The 21,825-nt window shown below is 70.5% G+C and carries 19 protein-coding genes; 11 read left to right on the plus strand and 8 right to left on the minus strand.

Annotated elements, in window-relative coordinates; all coding sequences use genetic code 11:
* Window positions 1-68: 68 nt before the first annotated feature.
* On the minus strand, window positions 69-920 hold the full coding sequence (locus VGB24_RS24945) for a phosphatase PAP2 family protein (protein ID WP_331075650.1): 852 nt from the start codon (window positions 918-920) through the stop codon (window positions 69-71).
* Between the two features lie 68 nt (window positions 921-988).
* On the opposite strand from VGB24_RS24945, the gene VGB24_RS24950 reads away from it, so the two are divergent.
* The 3 genes from VGB24_RS24950 to VGB24_RS24960 all read left to right on the plus strand — a co-directional run bounded on the left by VGB24_RS24950 (window position 989) and on the right by VGB24_RS24960 (window position 5,919).
* Window positions 989-1,933, plus strand: a complete 945-nt coding sequence (locus VGB24_RS24950; RefSeq protein ID WP_331075651.1) for an ABC transporter ATP-binding protein — start codon at window positions 989-991, stop codon at window positions 1,931-1,933.
* Complete coding sequence (locus tag VGB24_RS24955; RefSeq protein ID WP_331075652.1) at window positions 1,930-2,649, plus strand: hypothetical protein; 720 nt, start codon at window positions 1,930-1,932, stop codon at window positions 2,647-2,649. Before VGB24_RS24950 ends, VGB24_RS24955 begins: the two co-directional genes overlap by 4 nt.
* 678 nt (window positions 2,650-3,327) lie before the next feature.
* The gene (locus tag VGB24_RS24960; protein WP_331075653.1) at window positions 3,328-5,919 is read left to right on the plus strand and encodes a PAS domain-containing sensor histidine kinase; all 2,592 of its coding nucleotides are present in this window, start codon (window positions 3,328-3,330) and stop codon (window positions 5,917-5,919) included.
* Between the two features lie 187 nt (window positions 5,920-6,106).
* Here VGB24_RS24960 and VGB24_RS24965 read toward each other — a convergent pair whose 3' ends face one another.
* On the minus strand, window positions 6,107-6,517 hold the full coding sequence (locus VGB24_RS24965) for a DUF5615 family PIN-like protein (protein WP_331075654.1): 411 nt from the start codon (window positions 6,515-6,517) through the stop codon (window positions 6,107-6,109).
* On the minus strand, window positions 6,496-7,200 hold the full coding sequence (locus tag VGB24_RS24970) for a hypothetical protein (protein ID WP_331075655.1): 705 nt from the start codon (window positions 7,198-7,200) through the stop codon (window positions 6,496-6,498). The genes VGB24_RS24965 and VGB24_RS24970 overlap by 22 nt, the downstream gene beginning before the upstream one ends.
* Before the next feature lie 272 nt (window positions 7,201-7,472).
* On the opposite strand from VGB24_RS24970, the gene VGB24_RS24975 reads away from it, so the two are divergent.
* Both VGB24_RS24975 and VGB24_RS24980 read left to right on the plus strand, forming a co-directional pair.
* Entirely contained in the window at window positions 7,473-8,816 is a 1,344-nt protein-coding gene (locus VGB24_RS24975; protein ID WP_331075656.1) for an HD domain-containing protein, read from the plus strand.
* Window positions 8,813-9,943: a sensor histidine kinase gene (locus VGB24_RS24980; RefSeq protein WP_331075657.1), complete on the plus strand. Its 1,131-nt coding sequence runs from the start codon at window positions 8,813-8,815 to the stop codon at window positions 9,941-9,943. Before VGB24_RS24975 ends, VGB24_RS24980 begins: the two co-directional genes overlap by 4 nt.
* A 323-nt stretch (window positions 9,944-10,266) precedes the next feature.
* Here the strand turns inward: VGB24_RS24980 and VGB24_RS24985 are convergent, their stop codons facing one another.
* The 3 genes from VGB24_RS24985 to VGB24_RS24995 are packed head-to-tail and all read right to left on the minus strand — an operon-like array spanning window position 10,267 to window position 13,451.
* Complete coding sequence (locus VGB24_RS24985; protein WP_331075658.1) at window positions 10,267-10,650, minus strand: response regulator; 384 nt, start codon at window positions 10,648-10,650, stop codon at window positions 10,267-10,269.
* Window positions 10,647-11,624, minus strand: a complete 978-nt coding sequence (locus tag VGB24_RS24990) for a HAMP domain-containing sensor histidine kinase (RefSeq protein ID WP_331075659.1) — start codon at window positions 11,622-11,624, stop codon at window positions 10,647-10,649. The genes VGB24_RS24985 and VGB24_RS24990 overlap by 4 nt, the downstream gene beginning before the upstream one ends.
* Window positions 11,625-11,663: 39 nt before the next feature.
* Complete coding sequence (locus tag VGB24_RS24995; protein WP_331075660.1) at window positions 11,664-13,451, minus strand: ABC transporter ATP-binding protein; 1,788 nt, start codon at window positions 13,449-13,451, stop codon at window positions 11,664-11,666.
* Between the two features lie 119 nt (window positions 13,452-13,570).
* Between VGB24_RS24995 and VGB24_RS25000 the strand changes: the two genes are divergently transcribed.
* From VGB24_RS25000 to VGB24_RS25025, 6 genes are all read left to right on the plus strand, one after another.
* Complete coding sequence (locus VGB24_RS25000; protein ID WP_331075661.1) at window positions 13,571-14,464, plus strand: hypothetical protein; 894 nt, start codon at window positions 13,571-13,573, stop codon at window positions 14,462-14,464.
* 174 nt (window positions 14,465-14,638) lie between these two features.
* Entirely contained in the window at window positions 14,639-15,412 is a 774-nt protein-coding gene (locus VGB24_RS25005; protein ID WP_331075662.1) for a Rad52/Rad22 family DNA repair protein, read from the plus strand.
* A 646-nt stretch (window positions 15,413-16,058) separates the two neighbouring features.
* Window positions 16,059-17,240, plus strand: a complete 1,182-nt coding sequence (locus VGB24_RS25010) for a hypothetical protein (RefSeq protein WP_331075663.1) — start codon at window positions 16,059-16,061, stop codon at window positions 17,238-17,240.
* A gap of 54 nt (window positions 17,241-17,294) precedes the next feature.
* The gene (locus VGB24_RS25015) at window positions 17,295-17,555 is read left to right on the plus strand and encodes a hypothetical protein (protein WP_331075664.1); all 261 of its coding nucleotides are present in this window, start codon (window positions 17,295-17,297) and stop codon (window positions 17,553-17,555) included.
* 156 nt (window positions 17,556-17,711) lie between these two features.
* Window positions 17,712-19,115, plus strand: a complete 1,404-nt coding sequence (lpdA, locus tag VGB24_RS25020; protein WP_331075665.1) for a dihydrolipoyl dehydrogenase — start codon at window positions 17,712-17,714, stop codon at window positions 19,113-19,115.
* A gap of 191 nt (window positions 19,116-19,306) precedes the next feature.
* Window positions 19,307-20,551, plus strand: a complete 1,245-nt coding sequence (locus VGB24_RS25025) for a hypothetical protein (RefSeq protein WP_331075666.1) — start codon at window positions 19,307-19,309, stop codon at window positions 20,549-20,551.
* Window positions 20,552-20,623: 72 nt separating this feature from the next.
* Here VGB24_RS25025 and mscL read toward each other — a convergent pair whose 3' ends face one another.
* Both mscL and VGB24_RS25035 read right to left on the minus strand, forming a co-directional pair.
* Complete coding sequence (mscL, locus tag VGB24_RS25030; RefSeq protein WP_331075667.1) at window positions 20,624-21,061, minus strand: large conductance mechanosensitive channel protein MscL; 438 nt, start codon at window positions 21,059-21,061, stop codon at window positions 20,624-20,626.
* Between the two features lie 154 nt (window positions 21,062-21,215).
* On the minus strand, window positions 21,216-21,728 hold the full coding sequence (locus tag VGB24_RS25035) for a DinB family protein (protein ID WP_331075668.1): 513 nt from the start codon (window positions 21,726-21,728) through the stop codon (window positions 21,216-21,218).
* Between the last annotated feature and the right edge of the window lie 97 nt (window positions 21,729-21,825).

The following is a 21,825-nucleotide window of genomic DNA, read 5'->3' on the forward strand; positions in this document are numbered from 1 at the left end:
CCTTCGGGCTCGTTTCGGGACACAGACGGGTTCCGAGCGGAGGTGCTGCGACGTGGGGAACGTCCGCCCTACTCGGCGGCCGCAGCCGGTGCAGGCGCGTCCACCGGGCCGGCGCCCAAGCCCTTTTCCTCCGCGGCGATCTCCGGGCGCCGGCGGCGGAAGTAGCGCACGGCCTCCATCCCCAGCCCGCAGGTGAACGCCCAGGCGCCCCCGGTCGCAAAGCCGCCCAGAACGTCCGAGGGATAGTGCACGCCCAGGTACAGCCGCGAAGCCCCCACCAGCAGGATGACGAGGGCGGCGATGGCGTAGGTGGCGATGCGCGTCGCCCGCGTGGGCATCAGCCGGCCCAGCAGGTAGCCCAGCGTGCCGTAGATCACGATGGAGGTCATCGCGTGGCCCGACGGGAACGACGCGTTGCCCACGTGCGGGGTGCGCCAGGGAAAGACGTCGGGGCGCGGGCGGTCGAAGAACTCCTTCATCGTCATGTTGATCAGCCCCGCCCCCAGCATCGACACCCAGAGGAGCGCGGCGGACCAGCGGTGGCGGTTCAGGAGCAGGAACGCCGTGGCCACCATCACCACCATCCACACCACCAGCCGCGCGCCCAGGGCGGTCACCTCCAGCATGAAGCTGTCGACCGCGGGCGACCCGTTGGCCGACATCCACCGGAGCACCGCCTCGTCCAGCCGCAGGGTGTGGCCGGCAACGACGGCGCGCGCCAGCTCGGCGAAGAGCACCGCCCCGATCAGCACGCACGAGAGGCCGATGAACAGGAACGCGCCCACGGCGGCGTAAAACCCCTCGACGTGGCGGCCGATCCATCGCAGCAGCGCGAACAGCAGGTCGCGCAGGCGGTGGATGGGCCCGCGGCGCGGGTCGGTGCGGCGCTCCAGGGGGAGAGTGGGAGGGCGCGTGCTCATGCCGGCACCGGGGCGCACGATCCATACCGGGGTTGCGATCCGGCGGGGCGGGGCGTACGCTCCCGCTCATGATCCAGGTGACTGACGTGGTGAAGGAGTTCGGCGGCCCGCTGGCGCGCTGGCGCGGCGAGGGGGTGCGCGCGCTGGACGGGGTGACGCTGCACGTGCCCCCCGGGGCGGCGGTGGGCATCGTGGGGCCCAACGGCGCCGGCAAGAGCACGCTGATCCGGCTGCTGCTGGGCTACCTGCACCCCAGCGGCGGCGGCGTGGAGATCGGCGGCATGCTGCCCCGTGACTACGCCGAGCGGCACGGGGTGGCATACGTCCCCGACCGGGTGGAGATCCCGCGGTCGTGGACGGTGCGCCGCGCGCTGGAGGCGTTCGCCGCGCTGGGCGAGGTGGACGGAGCCCACGCGCGCATCGAACGCGAGATGGCGCGGCTGGGGCTGGCCGAGCTGGCGGGCCGCCGCGTGGCCGCGCTTTCCAAGGGCAACCTGCAGCGGCTGGCCCTGGCCCAGGCGCTGCTGGGCGACCGCAAGGTGATGATCCTGGACGAGGCCACGGACGGGCTGGATCCCGAGTGGGTGGCGCGGGTGCGCGAGATCGTCACGGCGTGGCGCGAGGCAGACCCCGAGCGCGTGCTGCTCTTCGCCTCGCACGACCTGGAAGAGGTGGAGCGGGTCGCCGACCAGGTGGTGGTGCTGCAGGCGGGCCGCGTGCGCGAGGTAATCGACCTCGCCGCGGGGCGCGGTCCCGTGCCGGCGTGGCGGCTGGAGGTGCACGACACCGAGTCGGCGCACCTGGTACCATCTGCGTTTCCCGGCGCGCTCCCTGTGCAGGGGGAGGCGCACGCGTTCCGGGTGGAGGCGGGAAGCGCGCGTGACCTGAGCACGCGGCTGCGGCAGCTGCTGGACCGGGGTGGTGTCGTCCACGGGGTGACGCCCGAGCGGCTGTCGCTGCGCGAGCGGTTCCGCGGCCAGGGCGGCGAGCGCAAGAAGGGAGGGCGCGCGTGATCCCCATTCTGCTGCGCGGAATGCTGCCGCGCCTGGCGATGGTGGCACTCGCCGGTCTGCTGTTCTTTGCCCTGGAGCCCGGCTTCCATCGCCACGACGAGGTGCCCGGCGCCGAGCCCTCGCTGGACCTGGGCTACCTGGGAATCGCGGCCACGCTGGCCAACTACGCCGCGCTTTCCATGCTCATCCTGCTGGGCGGCTTCGTCTCCGGCGACCGGCGGTCCGGGTACTACCGGATGTTCTTTTCGCATCCCACGCGGCCGCTGTCGTTCTACGGGCTTCGCTGGCTGCTGGCGCTGGGTTTTTCGATGCTGGCGGCGGCGATCTTCCTGGTGGTGGGGCAGATGGTGGCCTGGGGCGGCTTCGAGGGCGGGTGGATCGGGCTGTACCTGGCGCTGCTCGCGGCCGTGGCGTACGGCGGGATGGTGGCGGTGCTGTCGGTGCTGCTTGCCCGGGGCGACGCGTGGGTGGCGCTGGTGCTGTACCTGGCGAATTACGTGTGGCTGCAGCTGGTCAGCTCAGGGGTGGAGCCCCTTCCGGGGGTGCTGGGCGACGTGGTGGGGCTGCTGCTTCCCCCGCAGCTGGCCCTTTCCGACGTGTACGACGGCATCCTGCGCGGCGAGATCGCGTGGGGCGCCAGCGCCTTCGCCGGCGGCTACGGCCTGTTCTGGCTGATCATCGCGGGCGTGCTGCTCAAGGCGCGTGAATGGCCCTGACGGGTCGTCCGGCCGCATGACCACCGCGGCCGGCGCACGCTCCACGTAACGGATCTGCGCCGCGCGCAGGTGAAGCCCCGGCGGGACGCGACAGCGGCCCGAGCCGGGGCTTTCCGCTTTCGCAGCGGCGGGTTCACCCGCTCACGGGGCCCACGGAGGCGCGCAAATTCCTCCGCCGACGCCCGTTCCCGGAGAACGCTTTCCGACGCGCCGCCGCCGCACCCCGCCCGGGCACCGGGATTGCACCCGACACCCCGCCACTCGCGGCGAAGCCGGCGCAGGCCGGTGATGAACGTTCCCCCAAGGCCTGGCCTGACCACTTGATGGACGACGAGCAGGGAGCGGCGCCCGCATTCCACGGGGGAGAAACGCTGCGCCGCGTGGCGGAGCAGGCCCGCGCCGTCGCCGGCGCACCGGGCGCGTTCATCGCGCGCGCCTTTCCTGGCGCGGACAAGGTGCAGGTGCTGGCGGCTTCGGGCGCCGGGCATCCGCCCGTCGGCGCGCGTGTGTCCGGAGGCGAGGCGGCGGGTGCGTGGCAGGTGCCGCTGGAGGTGGACGGTCGCCGCCTGGGCGTGCTCAGCCTGGTGGGCGCGGCACCGCGGCCGGAACAGGAGGAAAGCCTTCGGACGCTCGCCTCCGCCGCGGGGCTGGCGCTCCTGGCCGAGGAGCTGGCGGGCGATGCGGCCCGGTGCCGCGAGTCCCTTTCACGAAAACGAGCAGCGCTTCCGGCAGCTGGCCGAAGGCATCCGCGAGGTGTTCTGGATCAGCGACCCGGAGTTCACGCGGATCATCTACATCAGCCCCGCCTACGAGGAGATCTGGCGCCGCTCGCGCGAAAGCCTGGTCCACGATCCCCGCTCCTTCCTGGAAGCCGTGCATCCCGAGGACCGCCAGCGGGTGGAAACGGCCCTGGCGGGGATGAATACGGGGCACTACGACGTGGAGTACCGCATCGTCTGGCCCGACGGGCAGGTGCGCTGGGTGTGGGCGCGCGGCTACCCCGTGCGGCGGGAAAGCGGCGAGATGTACCGGGTGGTGGGCATCATCGAGGACACCACCGACTACAAGGAGGCCGAGGAGCGCCGCAGCCGGCTCCTGGCGCTGGAACAGGAAGCGCGCGCACGGCTGAACGCCATCCTTGAAAGCATCACCGACGCCTTCTTCCACCTGGACCGCGAGTGGCGGTTCACCTACACCAACCGCGGCACCCGCGAGATCATCCGCGTCGTGCTGGGACGCGACCCCGACGAGGTGATGGGCGTGCCGTTCTGGGACGCCGTCCCGCAGTTCCGCGGAACGCGCTTCGAGGACGAGTACCGCCGCGCCATGGAGACGCAGCAGCCGGCGCACTTCGAGGAGTTCGCGCCCATGTTCGGCGTGTGGTTCGAGGTGCACGCCTATCCGTCGGCCGACGGGCTGTCCGTCTACTTCCGCGACGTCACCCAGCGCAAGCACACCGAGCAGGAGCTTCAGCGCTACGCGGACCAGCTTCACGCGCTGGCCCAGGCGGCGCTGGTCGTCAACACCTCCGCGCCCGTGCACGACATGCTGCGCACGGTCACGGAGCAGGCGCGCCGCGTGGTGGGCGCGCACCAGGCCGTCGCCAGCCTGTCGACCGACGTCACCTGGTCGCAGGCCATCAACGCCGTCTCGCTCTCCGACCGCTACGCCGACTGGCGGGAGTACGACACGGTGCCCGACGGCAGCGGCATCTACCGCCTGGTGGGCGAGGCCAACCGGTCGATGCGGATGACGCAGGACGAGCTGGAGGCGCACCCGGCGTGGAAGGCGTTCGGCGCCGAGGCCGGCCGGCATCCGCCCATGCGTGGCTGGCTGGCGGCACCCATGGTCGCGCGCGACGGCCGCAACCTGGGGCTCATCCAGCTTTCCGACCGCTACGAGGGCGACTTCACCGCGCAGGACGAGGCCGTGCTGCTGCAGCTGGCGCAGATGGCCTCCATCGCCCTCGAGAACACCCTGCTGTACGGCGAAGCGCAGACGGCGCGTACGGCGGCGGATTTCGCCAACCGGGCCAAGAGCCAGTTCCTGGCCAACATGAGCCACGAGATCCGCACCCCCATCAACGCCATCCTGGGCTACACCGACCTGCTGGAGATGGGCATCGGGGGCCCGCTGACGGACGACCAGAAGGGCAAGCTGGAGCGCGTGCGCCTGAGCGGGCAGCACCTGCTGGGGCTGGTGAACGACGTGCTGGACCTGTCGAAGATCGAGGCCGGCCAGATGGAGGTGGAGCACGAACGCACCCGCGCGTCGTACGCCGTGGCCGAGGCCATCGCGCTGGTCACGCCCCAGGCCACCGACCGCGGGCTGAACCTGTCCAGCCAGTGCACCGTCTCGTCCGACGTGCAGTACGTGGGCGACGAGGACCGGGTGCGGCAGATCCTGGTGAACCTGCTTTCCAACGCGGTGAAGTTCACGGAAAGCGGCGGGAGCGTCTCCGTCACCTGCGGCTGCACGGCCCAGGCCGACGAAGAGGCCGACGTGGGCCGCGAGGGGCCGTGGGTGTACGTGCGGGTGGACGACACGGGGATGGGCATCGCGCCGGAAAAACTGGGCGCCGTGTTCCAGCCCTTCGTGCAGGCCGAGGAGGGGCACACGCGCAAGCACGGCGGCACCGGACTGGGATTGACCATCAGCCGCCGCTTCGCCCGGCTGATGGAGGGCGACCTGACGGTGCGCAGCACCCTGGGCCAGGGCTCGTGCTTTACGCTGTGGCTACCCGCCGCGCGCGACGCCGCGGCCCAGGAAGCGGCGTCCACCGCGCACGACTGGCCGTCGCGGCCGGGGCAGGTGCCCGGCCTGGCCGACGTGGGGCACATCCTGGCCGCCAGCGCCGATGGCCTGGTGCGCGACATCGGCACGCGGCTGCGGGGCGACCCCCGGGTTCCCGGCGCGCGCGGGCTGGACCGGGCGCAGCTGGAGGACCACATGGCCACCTTTCTGCTCGACATCGGCAAGTCGCTGATCACCCTGGACGAGGGCGGCGGCGAGCCGGAGCTGATGCAGGACGGCTCCGACATCCAGCGGATGATCAGTGAGCGGCACGGCGACCAGCGGCGGCGGCTGGGGTGGACGCCCGACGCGGTGCGCCGCCAGTTCGAAATCGTGCGTGACGAGGTGGACACGCTGATCCGGCGCGACATCGCGCAGCGCACCGATGCCGACATCGGCGCGGCGCTGGGGATCGTGAAACGCCTGCTGGACGAGGCGGAGCGCGTGACCCTCACCCGCTTCGGCGGGAGCGGATGAATCCGCCGCCAGCGCCGGATGCCAAGCCTGCCGAAGCCCGCCTGTCATCCCGACGGAGCGGCCCCTCCGAACCTGCCCGCGCGCCGCGCCCGGCAGCGACGGAGGGATCCGCCACACAGCAGCCGAAGGGCACCGACAGCCGAGGCGTGCACCTCTCCAATGAGCGGGTGAACCGCCGCAAGCGGCGTCACCGGATGTGGCGGTTCTCCAGGCGCACGACGCCCCGTTCGCGGATCAGGAAGACGAACGGCCGGTCGCGCCCACGGGTGATCCGCTTGATCTCCGGCCAATTGTGGATCAGCGCCCGCGCGATGGAGCAGAAATCGTCGAGGCTGTCCTTCAGAAAGAAGGCGCCCGTCCCGAACTGCTCGATCAGCGCACGCTCCGGGGCGCGGCGCAGGCTGCGGCGGTCGCGGCTGACCAGGAACCACCCGTTCTCGCCCACGTACCTCAGCACCTCGGGATCCAGCACCCCGTCCCGCCCGAACTCGTCGTACACGTGGGTGGTCCGCTCCCCCATGTGCGTGCGCATGGCGGTGGCAAGCCGCTGCGGCATGTTCTCGTCGAAGAGAAACGTCAGGCCGCCCGGCTCTGCCATTCGCGGAACCGGAGAGCCGCCTGCACGTGTTCGGGTTCGATGTCGTACGTCCACGCGACGCGATTCACGGCGCCCGCGCCAAAGGCCGGAAGCTCGGCATCGTAGGCCGCGGCCAGCGAGCGCGCCCGGATTCCCACCTGCTCCACCACGGGCGCGCCGAAGGCCTTCATGGGGTCGACCACGATGCCGCCCGCCTTTCCCATCGGCCACCATCGCCGCGCGACGTCGTTCACGTCGAACTCGATCTGCTCCAGGTACGGCTTCACCAGCTGCGGCATGGCGTGCTGCCCGTGGCCCACCAGCTGGACCAGCGATTCCGAGCCGTCCTCCTCGCGCAGCGACCCGTACAGGCTGCCCGGGTCCACGTACAGGTGACGCAGCGCGAACGGGTGGTCGGTCGAGAACATCCGCGCCGCCACCCGGGCCGCCTCCTTGATCTGGCTCCAGGAGACGCCCGCCCGCTCGAAGGCGCGGATGTACAGCAGCTCGATGAGCTCCACGAAGGTGATCGCCCTCTGGCCGTCGATCCGCGGCAGCTCGGTCCTGATCAGCGGCGGATGTGCCCTGTGCTGGTCGTTGCGGGTGCGCGAGTACCCCCATGCCCAGCGGCTCACCGTGTCGGGGCGCTCGTTGAGCAGGGACGCCGCCTCGGTGGGCGTGTAGATTCCGGTTCCGATCTGCATGGGCGCCTCCCGCGTTCAGGACGACCCGCCTTTCCTATAACTGGACAGGCGGTCAGGGCCACAAGCCTAAGTGTATTCTCCACTCTGCGCAAGGGTTTTCCTCCGCAAAGCTCGGATTCTGTTCACGCCACAAGTGGACGTTTGCGTACCACCTGTGGCGGGTCGGGTATCCCCGCTCGCTTCAGTCCGCGAGCGCGACGTGGCCGGGTGTGCGCGCCGGGGCCGCGGCGCCTTGACACCCCGCCCCGCCCGCCGGTACACTCCCGCCCCTCATGCATTCCCGCACCGATCCCTCGCGCGAGTTCGAGGTCGTTCGCGACCCGCTCTGGAACACCATCCGGCTGGACGCCACGGCCGTCCGGATCATCGACACGCCCCAGTTCCAGCGGCTGCGCCACATCCGGCAGCTGGGCCTGGCGTACCTGGTGTATCCCGGCGCCGTGCACACGCGGTTCGACCACGCGCTGGGCGTGTACCACCTGGCCCGGACGGCGCTGACCTTTCTGGGCGACCGGGGCGAGCTGGGCCAGGTGGACCCGGTGGACTGCCGCCTGGCGCCGTACGCGGCGCTGCTTCACGACGTGGGGCACTACCCGTTCTCCCACGCGCTGGAGGAGCTGGGCGAAGAGCTGGTGAGCAGCGACCACGAGGAGCTGGCGGAGCGCTTCCTGTGCGCCGAGCCCATCCGCGGCACGCTCGAGGCGCTGGCCCCCGATGCGCCGGCCCGCATCGCCGCGATGATCCGCGGCCGGTCGGCGTCGCCGCTGCAGGGGCTGGTGTCGGGCAGCCTGGACCTGGACAAGATCGAATACCTTCGGCGCGACGCGCGCTTCTGCGGCGTGCCGTACGGTGAGGTGGACGTCGACCGGCTGCTGCACGCCATCGCCATCCTCCCCGATCCCCACACCGGGCGCGCCGAGGTGGGCATCCACGAAAAAGGGCTGTCCGCGCTGGAGTCGCTGCTCTTCTCCAAGTACCAGATGTTCCGCAACGTCTACTGGCACCACGCCGTGCGCTCGGCCACGGCGCTGTACAAGCGGCTGGTGCACGATGCGCTGCGGGGCGGCGTGATCGGGGCCGAGGAGCTGGTGGGCCAGTCCGACGAGCGGCTGATGACCATATTGGAGCTGCGCGCGGCGGAGATGGACGACCCCGCGGCGCGGCGGGTGGCGGACCGGTGGATCCCCGCCGTGCGCCGCCGCCGGCTTCCCAAGCGCGCGCTGGAGGTGCCGGCGGAGGCGCTGCGGGGGATGCCGGGGGACGCGTGGGTGGCGTCCGACGGGGAGCTGCGGGGCGCGCTGGAGGCCCGCCTGGCGGGCGAGCTGGGGCTGGACGAGGGATGCGTGCTGGTGGACTATCCCGAAAAGCCGCGGATGCTGGGGCTGGACCTGTTGCTGCTTCGCCGCTCCGGCGCGGTGCAGCGCCTGACGGAAAGCGGCCGCGCGGGGCTCATAGGCCTGCCGCAGGTGTCGCACGACCTTTACCTGAGCGCCCGGGCCTTTCGCGTGTTCACCATGGAGCGCAGGGAGATTGCCCCCGACCGCCTGATGCCGCTGCTGTCGATGGATGCCGAAGCCGCGCGTGCCCGGCTGGCCCACCCGGAGCCGCTGCTGTGACGGAGGGACAGGCCCACGCGCTGGCGCGCGGTGGCGGCGAGCACCTGCTGATCGCCGAGGACGATGCGTCCGCCGCGCGCGTGCTGCGGATGATCCTGGAGCAGGCGGGATACCGGGTGAGCGTGGCGGCCGACGGCGATACGGCCATCCGCTTTTTGGACGAGCAGGGCGCCCCCGACATGCTGCTGCTGGACTGGATGCTGCCGGGGGTGTCGGGGCTGGAGATCTGCCACTACGCCCGGCAGCGGTGGGATGCGCTGCGCCTGCCCGTGCTGATGGTGACGGCCAAGACGGACCCAGAAAGCGTGTACGCGGCCTTCGACGCGGGCGCCAGCGACTACGTGACCAAGCCCTTCCGCGGGGCGGAGCTGCGCGCCCGCATCCAGTCGCACCTGCGCACGCGGCGGCTGTGGGAAGAGCGGCAGCACATGGAGGAGCACCTGGCCGAGCGCGACAAGCTGTTCACGCTCGGGCTGCTGTCGGGAAGCGTGGCGCACGACCTGAACAACCCGCTGGCGGTGATCAGCGCACACGCGCAGCTCCTTCAGCGCCGCGCGACGGACCCGCAGATGGCCGACCAGCTACGCGAGATCGTGGACGCGGTGGATCGCTGCACCCACATCGTGGGCGACATGCTGAACTTCGCGCGGCGGCACCCGGCGGAGCGCTACCCGGTGGACGTGGGCTCGGTGGTGACGGCGACGCTGGGCATGCGCGAAAAGAAGCTGCGGACGACGGGCGTCGAGCTGCAGGTGGACGTTCCGGGTGATTTGCCAGCGGTCAGCGGCGACCGGCACCAGCTTCAGCAGGTGTTCCTGAACGTGGTGGTGAACGCCGAGCAGGCGCTGGCGGAGAGCGGGCGCACGCTGCGCGTCACCGCCCGCGCCGATCATCAGGCGGACCCCGCGGTGGTGCTGGAGTTCTGGAACGACGGGCCGCCGATCCCGGCCGATCAGCTTCCGCGCATCTTCGATCCCCTGTTCACCACCAAGCCGGGGGACGAGGGTACCGGGCTGGGCCTCTTCATCTGCCGCCGCATCGTTCGCGAGCACGGCGGGCGCCTGGACGTCAGCAGCGGCGCCGAAGGCACGGCCTTCACGGTGCGACTCCCGGCACTGCAGGAGTAGGCGGGTTCCGGCGGACGACGCACGCCGCACCTGACGACGCGCGACGGCTGGGGGGAAGAGACAGGACGGCGCATCCGCGGCCATGAGCGGCATCCGCGCTGTGTGGCGGATCCCTCAGTCGCTGCTGTGCGTGATGTGCGGGCAAGGTTCTCCGGGGCCGCTCCATCGGGATGACAGGCGCGCTTCGGCAGGTGAGGGGCACGTGAAGGTGAAGCCCCGGGCGGGACGCGACAGCGGCCCGAGCCGGGGCTTTCCGCGTTTCCAGGCGCGGGTTCACCCGCCCCTGGGCACGCGGAGGCACATCGAAGTGGAGGGAGGGGAGATCAGGCCGCGGGGGACGCGGTCATGAAGCCGGGCAGGTCGCGCACCAGGCGCTGGGTGTCGACGGGCTTCACCAGGTAGGCGGCGCAGCCCGCGGCCAGGCACGCCTGCCGGTCCGCATCCTCGTCGCGGCCCGTGAGCGCGACGACGGGGATGGCGGCCGTCACGGAATCGGCCTTGAGGCGGCGGACCACGTCCAGCCCCGACATGTCAGGGAGCCCCATGTCCAGCAGCACCAGGCCGGGCGCGTGCTCGCCGGCCATGCGCAGCGCCTCGCCACCCGTCCCCGCGCCCATCACCCGGTACCCCGCGTCTTCCAGCAGGATGGTGAAGGCGGTGCGGATGGCTTCGCTGTCTTCGACCAGAAGAATGCTCCGCTCGCTCACCCGGCCGCGCCCCCCGCGCCGCGGGGTGCTTCGCCCTCCGCCGGAACCGCCTCGGTGGAGGGAAGGGTGAAGAAGAACCGGCTCCCCTCGCCCAGCGTGCTTTCTACCCAGATGCGGCCACCGTGCAGTTCCACGAAGCGGCGGGCGATGGAAAGGCCCAGCCCGGTGCCGTGATGGATGCGGGCGCGCGACGAATCCACCTGCGCGAACTCGCGGAAGATCAGCTCGTGGTGCTCGGGCTCGATGCCGATGCCATTGTCCGCCACCTCGATCTGCAGCCACCCCGGCTGCCCCGGCGCCGCGCGGGCCTGCACCTTCACCCACCCGCCCTCGGGGGTGAACTTGATGGCGTTGCCCATCAGGTTGCGCAGCACGTGCGCCACCTTGTCGCGGTCGGCCCACACGGGGGGCAGGCTCTCGCCCAGCTCCACGCTGAACGTGAGGTTCTTGCGGTCCAGCAGCGACTCGTTCATCCGCCGCACCTCGGCCACCATCTCCCGCAGCCCGAACTCGCCGGGGCGGATGTCGATGGTGGTGGCGGTGGAGCGCGCGTAGGTGAGGATCTCCTCGATCATCGCCAGCAGCTGCCGGCACGAGCCGATCATCGACTCGATGGCGTCGCGCTGCCGGGCGGAGATCTCCCCCAGCAGCCCGTCGCGCAGGATTTCGCCGTAGGTGACGATGGCGGTGAGGGGCGTGCGCAGCTCGTGCGAAACGTTGGTCAGGAACTGCGACTTGGCGACGTCCAGGTTGCGCAGCTCCAGCACGCTGCGCTCCAGCTCCTCAACCCGCGCCTCCATCTCCACTTCCGCGCTGGCGCCGTTGATGCCGTTGGCGCGCACCTGCACGACGATGGCGCCCGCGGGTTTTTCCGGGGGCGGCTCCACGACGCGAAACCCCTCGCGGGCCAGCACCTCGCGCAGACGCTGCGCGGTGCCGGGATCGCCCTGAAGGTGAACGTGAAGGTGTTCCATGCCGATCGGCGCGGGTGGGAACTGATGCTGAGCCCGAATCTAGACCCCGCCTGACGCGGCTGCAAGGAGATCGTCGCCTTCCACCTGCGCCTCCAGCATCTGGCGCCTCTGCAGGGCGGCGTACAGCCCCCCGGCGCGCAGCAGCTCGGCGTGGGTGCCGCGCTCCGCCAGCCGGCCGTCGTCCAGCACCAGGATCAGGTCGGCGTCCATCACCGCGGCCACGCGGTGGCTAACGATCACGCTCGTCCGCCCCGCGAAAACCTGCTTCAGGCCGTCCAGGATCTCGTGCTCGGTGTGCGTGTCCACCGCCGAGAGCGCGTCGTCCAGCACCAGGATGGGCGCATCGCGGGCCACGGCCCGGGCCAGCGCGGCGCGCTGCTTCTGCCCGCCCGACAGGTTGATCCCGCGCTCGCCCAGCACTGTCGAGTATCCGCCGGGAAACTCGGACACCGTCTCGTCCAGCCGGGCCACGGCCGCCGCCGCGCGCACACGGGCCAGGCGGCTGGCCGGGTCCGCGTCGTCGAAGCCCAGCGCCAGGTTCTCCTCGATGCTGGCCGAGAACAGAAAGGTGTCCTGCGGCACCAGCGCCACCACCCGCCGCAGCCGTGCCAGTGGCCAGCGGTCCGCCGGTACGCCGTCCACCGTCACCGTGCCGGCGGTGGGGTCGAAGAGGCGCGCCAGCAGCGACACCAGCGTGGACTTGCCCGAGCCGGTGGGCCCCACCACGGCCACGGTGGAGCCCGCCGGAACGTGGAAGCTGATGTCGCGAAGCACGTCGCGGTCGGCGCCGGGATAGCGGAACGACACGCCGCGGAACTCGATCTCGCCACGCACCGGGTCCGGCGCGGCGGCGTCGGGGGCGTCGCGCACCCGCGGCTCGGCCTCGAGAACTTCAGAGACCCGGGCCATGGAGGCGGCGCCGCGCTGGAACAGGTTGGTCACCCAGCCCAGGGCGATCATGGGCCAGGCGAGCTGCCCCAGGTACAGCACGAAGAGCACGAAGTCGCCGATGGTGATGCGCCCGGCCAGGATGGCGCGCCCACCCACCAGCAGCGCGACGGCCATCGCCAGCCCCGCGAGCAGCCCCAGGCTGGGGTAGAACAGCCCCGAGGTGCGGGCCAGCTCCACGTTGCGGCGCATCGCCTCGGCCGAGAGCTCGCGGAAGCGCGCGGACTGGGGCGCCTCCTGCCCGTACGCCTTGACGATGCGCTGCCCGGCCAGGTTCTCCTGCGCCATGGTGGAAAGCAGGCCGATCTGCTCCTGGATGCGGGTGAAGCGGTCGTGGATGATCCGCCCGAAGCCCACGGTCACCGGGGGCAGCAGGAGCATGGGGACCAGCGAGATGAAGGTCATCCACGGGTCGATCCACGCCATCCGTACCACCGCGATCACCCCGAAGACGAGGGTGTTGACCAGGTACATGTACGCCGGACCCGCGACCATCCGCACGGCCTGGATGTCGTTGGTCGCGCGCGACATGATCTCGCCGGTGGGGTGCCGGGCGTAGAACGAGGCGTCCAGCGTCAGCAGGTGCGCGAAGAAGTCGTCGCGCAGGTCGGCCTCCACGCGGCGGCTGGTGCCGTTGAGGATCTCGCGCATCCAGAAGCGTCCCAGCCCCGTCAGCAGGGCCAGCCCCACCGAGATGGCGGCCCATCGCGCCACGGTGTTGCGGGTGGCGCCCGGCTCGCTGAGCGCGTCGACGCCGTGCTTGATGGCCTCCAGGCTGAGCGCGGCCACGCCGTTGGCGCCCACGACGGCCAGCAGCCCCAGCGCGATGGAAAGGCGGTAGCGCCGGAGGTAGGGAACGAGTGCCTTGAGCGCCTTCATGGACCTTCGGGTACGGGCGTTGCCCTTGTAACCCGGCAATCGGGGGGCTGACGCGGGGCCTGAGCTTAGGGTCGCCCTGGCCGAAACACAAGCAACGACGCTGACGAAGGAGCCGTTCCATGACTCGCAAGACACTCGCTGCCGCCCTGCTGCTGGCGCTGCCGCTGTCCTCCCTGTTGGTCGCCTGCGGCCCGGGAGAGGACACCTCCGAGCGCGCCGTACTGGAGCGCCGCGCGCTGGAGCGCGACCTGAGCCTGGCCGCCATCACTCCCGACACCACCATCGAGGTGCGGGGCGAGGACGGCCCGCCGGTGGACTCGCTGGCCGCGCCGCGGCCCCTGTCGTTCGCGGCGCCCGCCCCCGCGCCGCAGCCGGCCCCGGCCGGCCAGCCCGCGCCGGCCGCCGAGCGCACTCGGCCCCAGCGCAGCGCGAAAGCCCCGGCGGAGCGAGGGTCCTCGGGCCCCAGCTACGTGACGCGCACGGCGCCCAGCGGCAGCACCTTCAGCGTGAGCTTCAACCAGCAGGTGAGCACGCGGACGATGGGCGTGGGCGACACCTTCACCGCCACCCTCTCCGAGTCGCTGACGGACAGCGAGGGACGCACGGTGATCCCCGCGGGCGCCACGGTGCGCGGCCGTGTGACGCGGGCGCGCCCGTCGGGCAACGTGACGCGCGGGACGGACCTGGCGGTGACCTTCACCTCCGTCCGCCACAACGGGCAGACGTACCCCATCGACGTGACGGTGGTGGGCGAGCCCAGCGTGCAGCGGCGCAGCCGGCAGAGCGCGGGGCGCAAGGCGGCGACCATCGGCGGCGGTGCGGTGGTGGGCGGCGTGGCGGGCCGGGTGCTGGGCGGCGACCGGCGGAGCACCGTACGTGGCGCCGTGGTCGGCGCGGCGGCGGGAACGGCGGTGGCCATCGGCGGCCAGGACATCGACGCGGTGATCCCTGCCGGCTCCTCGGCCACGGTGCGGCTGGATGCGCCGGTGCGTGTGCGGCGCGAGCAGCGGTAACCGCGGTCACCAAGGTAACTACGGTTACGAAGGAGTCGCGGGGCAGACGCAGGTGCGGTCTGCCCCGCGTTCGTCTTCGCCCCTCCCGATCTTGACTACCGAAGAAAACCCGAATATATTACGTGGCAGGATGAGCGGGTCCGGCCGCGCAGTGGCGGCCGGTGCTACGAGAGCGTGGAGGATAACCCGATGGTGGAGATCGACTTCAAGGCGCTTCAGGACTTCTTCGAGCCCGACGCCATCGAGTGGCGGGTGCAGACCGCGGGCGAAAAGAACGGCCGCGTGTGGGCCATCTGCGTGCCCTACGTCACCAACCGCGCCATCCAGGCCCGGCTGGACGACGTGGTGGGGCCGGAGAACTGGCGCAACGAGTTCGCCCCCGGTCCCGACGGCGGTGTGGTCTGCGGCCTGTCCGTGCGAGTGGGCGGGGAGTGGGTCACCAAGTACGACGGCGCCGAGAACACCGACGTCGAGGGCGTGAAGGGCGGCCTTTCCGGCGCCATGAAGCGCGCCGCCGTGCAGTGGGGCATCGGGCGCTACCTGTACACGCTCGACGAGACCTTCGCCCGTGTGCACGAGGGCGGCCGGTTCCGCGGCAAGACGCGCGACGGCTCGTCGTTCCGCTGGGACCCGCCCGAGCTTCCCGTGGAGGTGCTTCCCGCCACCACCCGTGCCCCCGCGCGCGCCGCGGCCCAGCCGGCGCCGGCACCCGCGGGCGAGCACGAGGCCATGCTGGAGTTCGTGCGCACCGTGGGCCCGCGCGTGGGCGACACCGCCGAGATCCGCATGAACCGCAAGGCGCGCAACCTCAAGGAGTTCGTCCGCGAGAACTGGGCGGCCATCAAGGAGCAGCCGCGCATCGCCCGCGCCGTGGTCGAGGCCATCGAGGCCGCCACGGGCACGCCGTTCCGGCAGGGTACGCTTACGGAGCAGCGGCAGGCGGCGTAAGACGGTCGGGCGGAAGTAGGGAAACATCAAAATACAGGACGGAGCGCTTCGGAGAGGGCCGTGCACTCCCCGGCTGCCCTCTCCCCCCGGCCCCCTCTCCCGCAAGCGGGCCGCAAGCGGAAGAGGGGGAGAACGGCACCACCTTCCGGGCGCGCCCATGGCGGGTAAACCCGCGGCTGTAACAGCGGAAAGCCCCGACACGAGCCGCTGGCGCGTCCCGTTCGGGGCTTCACCTGCACGCACGCCGCACCTGCCGAAGCGCGCGATGTCATCCCGAGGAGCGGCCACGGGAACCCGCCCTTACGCCCGTACTCCGCAGCGACCGAGGGATCCGCCACACACTCCTGAGCGCGCCACACGGTCCTCCCCCCACGAGGACAGGCCACGCACCCACCCCAGGGGCGGGTGCACCCGCGTAGCGTAGTTTCCGCCGCGGCATTCCGCTTGCCTCTTCCCGCCATCGCCAGCAAACACGCGGATCTTTTTCGGAAAGTCGACTCGGCCGTCTGCCGGGGGGCTCACCCGTGCCCTCCGTTTCGACGATCCCCGCTCGACAGGCGATGACGGTTCTTTCGTCCCGCCGCTCCGGCCCGCTCCCATCTCCCTGCCACACGGTGGATCCCCCGGGATCCACCGACCGGACACCATGCCCGACGCCATCCCCGCAGACCAGATCGTTCCTGCTCCGGCGCCCGCTCCCGGCGCGCCGCCGCCCGATGACGCGAACGGCGAGGACGATGGCGTGAGCGGCCGGTGGCGCGAGATGGCGCAGGCCGCGGCCGGCGAGGTGCGCGAGCGGCTGGCCCACGTGCAGTTTCCCCGGCTGTCGCCCGGCGACCGCGAGCGGATCGCGCGGCGGCTTCGCGAGGCGGTGGAGGCCGCCCTACGCGTTCCCGAGGGCCGGCCCGACGAGCTGGCGGGGGAGATCCGTACGCTGCGCGAGGCGAATCCGGACGTGTCGGCGACGGACCTGGCGTGGCGGCGCACCCGCGAGCGTGCCCGCCGCGCCGCCGCGGCGGGCGCCGCGACCACCGTTCCCGCCCTGGTCCCAGGCGTCGGCACCGCGCTGGCCGCGCTGGGGATGGTGGCCGACTGGCACTTCGTCGCCGAGCAGCAGCGCGACCTGGTGCTGGAGATCGCCGCGTTGTACGGCGTGGAGCTGGCGGACCCCACCAGCGAGGTGCGCGGGCTGTTCCTGGCGTCGACCGGGCTGGCGCTGGGCGCGGCCCGCGCCGGTGACGCCGCGGCCAGGGCGGCGTCGGCGCAGGTGGCGCGGCGGTGGATGAGCCGCCTGGTGCCCGGCCTGGGCGCGGCGGTGGCCGGCGGACTGAACTACGTGAGCACCCTGGCGGTCGGGCGTACCGCCATCGCCCGCTTCTCGCACGAGGCCGGGGTGGAGGTGCGCGGCCTGTCTCCCGCCGCCATGAACCCCGCGCTTCCCCGCCTGCGGCAGGCCACCGTGACGGCCATCCAGGCTGCGGCGCTGGGCGACGGCGCCGTCCCCGTCTACACCCGCGAGCAGCGCGAAATCCTGGAGCACCTTTCCCAGGCCGAGCGCGAAGAGCTGCTGGACATGGCCGTGCTGGGCGCCGCCGACGAAGGCGTGTCGTCCGAAGAAGAAGCGGTGCTGGCGCACATCGCAGGCGAGCTGGGTTTCGGCCCGGCGGAGCTGGACGAGGCGCTGCGGGGCGCGCGGGATGGCGTGCAGTCCGTCCGCGGGCGCTTCAGCCGGCTGGTCGGCCGCGCCGGGCGCGGCGGCGCGGAGACGGCCCGCCACCTGTGGTCCCGCGCGCGGCGCCTTTCCAGCCGCGGAGACAACGCCTCTTGAGACTAATTCCCACTTCCTTCGGGCGCTTCGCGGGGCTAAGTCGGGGCGCAGCAGGTGGCCTACACCGTCGGGAAGCCGGGTACGCCGGGCGCGCGGCTGGCGGTGACGAACGTGCGCACGGGCCAGCGCAGAATCCTCTCGGCCGAGAGCGAGTCCGCCGGCGCCCCGTCGTGGTCGCCGAACGGCCGGTACATCGCCTACACCTCCACCGTCGCGGGCGAGGCCGACATCCGCGTGGTTCGCGTGGATGGCGGCGGCGCGGCCACCATCGTTCGGGCCCCCGGCGCAGACTGGCTGCCCCGCTGGATCCGCTGACTGGAGGACACGCGTCTGGCTTCTGCCGTTCCGCACTCACGCACTCACGCACTCACGCACTCGTCCCTCCCGTTGCTCCCTCGCGCCACACTCCGTACTTTGGTCCCCCCGTCGCTCGCGCGGCGGACTGCGACCACTCGCAACCTGAGGTGAGCGTTGGCGGACAACAGCTTCGACATCGTGGTGATCGGCGCCGGGCCGGGCGGATACGTAGCCGCCATCAAGGCCGCGCAGCTGGGATACAAGACGGCGTGCGTCGAGGAGACGTTCCTTGGCGGGGTGTGCCTGAACATCGGCTGCATTCCCACCAAGGCCCTGCTGGAAAGCGCGGCCATGATCCAGCACCTGGCCCACGCCAAGGAATTCGGCGTCAACGTGGGCGAGATCAAAACCGACATGGCACAGGCCGTCAAGCGCTCGCGCCAGGTCTCGGACCGGCTGACCAAGGGCGTGGCCGGCCTGTTCAAGAAGAACAAGGTCACGCACATCCCCGGGCGCGGCCGCCTGGCCGGCAAGGGCCAGGTGGAGGTCACGGCCAAGGACGGCGGCAAGCAGACCGTCAGCGCCAAGCACGTGATCATCGCCACCGGCAGCAAGCCGCGCGACCTACCGTTCCTGAAGATCGACCACGACCGCGTCTGGGACAGCACCGACGCCATGATGGCCCAGGAGCCGCCCAAGACGCTGGCCGTGGTGGGCGCGGGCGCCATCGGCTGCGAGTTCGCCGACGTGTACGCCGCCTTCGGCACTCAGGTCACCATCATCGAGATGGCCGACCGCGTGCTGCCGCTGGAAGACCGCGACTGCTCGGCCGTGGTGGAAAAGAGCTACAAGAAGCGGGGGATGAACATCCTCACCAGCGTGTCGCTGCAGAAGGCCGAGATCGGCACGAACGGCGTGACGCTGACGATCACCGACGCCAAGGGCGGCTCGCAGACGCTGGAGGCCGAGCGGGTGCTTTCCGCCATCGGCCGGGTGCCGCTGGTGGACGACCTGGGGCTGGAGACGGCGGGAGTGAAGCTGACGGACCGCGGCTTCATCGCCGTCGACCGGCAGATGCGCACCAACGTCGAGGGCATCTACGCCATCGGCGACGTGGCCGGGCCGCCGCTGCTGGCGCACAAGGGCTCGCACGAGGGCGTCGCCTGCATCGAGGGCATCCACGGCGATCCGCACGCGGGGATCGACTACAACAACATCCCCAACTGCACCTACTGCCACCCCGAGGTCGCCTCCGTCGGGCTGACGGAGGAGCAGGCACGCGAGAAGGGGCTCGACATCCAGGTGGGCAAGTTCCCCTGGATCGCCAACGGCCGCGCGCTAACCGCGGGTGAGACCGACGGCTTCATCAAGGTGATCCGCGACACCCGGTACAGCGAGATCGTGGGTGCGCACATCGTGGGGCCGCACGCCACCGAGCTGATCGCCGAGTTCGTGGTGGGCCGGCACCTGGAGAGCACCGTCGAGGAGATGGACCGGGCGATGCACCCGCACCCCACCCTCTCCGAAGCCGTCGCCGAAGCGGCCCTCGCCGCCCTCGGCCACGCGCTGCACATCTAGCGCACGCGCTGCACCGATGAAGACGCCGAGGCCGGCTCCGGGATCACTCCGGAGCCGGCCTCGACTTTTGATGGGCCTGCCAGTCGACGTCATTAACTACGGCAGCAGTCGGGCGCGGAATACTCTTGTCTTTCCGGCCCGTAAACGTAAATTGTGACGCTTTCGCACCCACCTCTCTGCATCAGGTCTCAATGAAAAACTCCATCAGAGCTCTCGCGCTGCTCCTCGCCTCGCTCAACCCGTTGTCGCTCGCCGCAAGCATTCCACAAACATCGACCAGCCCAGCAACGCTGCTGGCAACTAGGAGCGTCACCAACCCGCCGAACGAGTACTGGGCGATTTGGTTGGTCCGTGGGGCTGTCGTCGTTGTGGGTGACTGGTTGGTTGGAAAGGTCGTTGACGCGGGGATGGACCGGCTCGGAGTGAAGCGCGTTGTCGAGAACGGGCTGCGCAATGCGTTTGGAATTGCCGAGGACCGTAACGTCCCTCCCGAAATCAGGGACGAGATGCGCAGGATCGCTGGGGAACTCCGACAATACCATGCTCTGCTCGCACGCAACGAACTCAATGATCGACAAGTCCGTGCCCAGCTCAACCAGCTTCACCGCGATTTTGCCGCTCATGTTCGGGAGACAGATCGTCGGCTCGCCGCGGTAGAAAGCCGCATCGCCCGGCTTGAGCAGCAGCAACGCGAGCAGTACCGGATGATCGTGGATCTGCAGCGTAGAGTCACGGTAACCGAGGGACGTATAGTCAGCCTTGAAGGTCGAGTCGACCGAATTGAACGCAATGTCGATTCACTCAACGCAGCGGTATTCGTCGATCCGAATCGTTTCCTGCGGCACGATGCGTATCTCTTAGGCGCTCTCCTGTACGCGAATTCACCGGCACTGGGCGATGAAGCGGCGATCGGTGGAGAGCTCGGAGGGCAATACAACTTCAATCAGTATCTAGGCGTATTTGGCGGCCTCGCCTACATGCCTTTATCAGCAGCGGATGTTGACAGCATGCCCGCAGGCTCTGCGGTCACATGGGACAACCTCAACCTCCACTTGGGCGCGGTTGCCAGCCTCCTCGATCCCCGCAGCCCAGTGAGCTTTCAGGTGGGTGCTGGCGGCGGAATCGCAAGCAGCAGGCTGTTGTTCTATGACGCCGGAGTGGAGCGGACAACCGAGAACGCGGAGGAACTCGGGCGAAGCTCGAACGTCTACATGCTTGTGAAGGGCGAGATTGGCGTGGCACCCCCCGCATACACCTTCGAACCAGTTGCGACAGTGGGTTACATCACGTTCCTCGAGGATGTCGCCTACAGTAGCCCGGAAGTCACAAGCAATGTCGGAAGGAGCGTTTGGTTTGTAAGCCTTGGACTACGTATGCGTCACATTGTCCGCGGCGGGCCCAGACGCGATGTCCTCAGCGGCAGGAGCGGCAACTAAGCCGCCGTGACGAGCGAGGTGTTGATAGCGCGGTTCACTATCGACGGCAGACTCGCTCATCGTTGCTGATTATCAGGCCAGTGCCAAGTCCGACGTGCAGTTCGGGCAGCGGATGGCGGCCAAGTGAATCTTGGAGTAGCAGAAGGCGCACTGCTTCTCGGGGATCGCGGGCGGCGCTTCGGGGGGGCGGGTGCGCTGGTAGGCCTTGATGATCAGGAAGACGGCGAAGGCGGTGATCAGGAACGCGATCACGTTGTTGATGAACAGGCCGTAGCTGATGATCGGCGCGCCAGCCTCCACCGCCGCCGCGCGGGTCGGGTAGGTGCCACGGCCCAGGTGCAGGTACAGTTCCGAGAAGTCGACGCCGCCGAGCAGCAGTCCAATGGGCGGCATCAGCACGTCGTTGACGAACGACTGCACCACGCCGGTGAACGCCGCGCCGATCACGATGCCGACCGCGAGGTCCAGCACGTTGCCGCGGGTGATGAACTTCCGGAAATCGTTGATCATTCTGGGGTAGGGCTCGGGTGAGTGGGTTGCGCGCGGAGGATGGGTTTCCACTGCAGCTTGTGACAAGCATCCTGATCGGACCGTGAATCCAACAAGAAGCCGCGCGGCGAACGCTCGCCGCGCGGCTTCTTTTCATCGGCCCCGAGCGACGGTGTTACTGCTCGTCGGCGGTGGGGCCGTAGATGGAGGGCACCGGCACGTCCAGCAGGCGCAGGTACACGCTCAGCTGGCCGCGGTGGTGGATCATGTGGCTGAGGCAGAAGCTGCGCAGCACCGCCAGCCGCGGCATCGACAGGATCACGTGGTCGCCCGCGCGGAGAGTCCAGGGAGCCCCGAACGTGGACTCGTCCGCGTTCTGCAGCGCCTGGCGCGCCTCGGCCGCGTTGTCGTCGAAGCGGCGCATGAGATCCGCGTGCGTGGCGAGCGGCTCGGTGCGCGGGGACCCGGCCACATCCAACTCGTTCTGCCTGATCGTGGTCGTAATCCAGAACGGCATCTGGGTCAGGTGCGTGGCCAGCTGCCCCAGGCTGAACGACTTCGCGTGCGGCTTCCAGTCCAGGTGCTGCTCGGGCACGCGCTCCAGCACGCGGCGCGTGGTCTCCAGCTCGTGGTCCACGTCGCCCAGCGCGAGCTGCTTCAGCGACGGGGCGGATGCGGTATCGGTCATCGACGGATCGGGCGGTGAGGGTTGGTTCGGATCGAGCGAACGCCGTCAGCCATCCAACCTGCCGAGCGCGTCCCCCGCTGACAAGACCCGCATCCGC

The organism is Longimicrobium sp., assembly GCF_036399935.1.
In the GTDB taxonomy this organism is placed as follows: Bacteria; Gemmatimonadota; Gemmatimonadetes; order Longimicrobiales; family Longimicrobiaceae; genus Longimicrobium.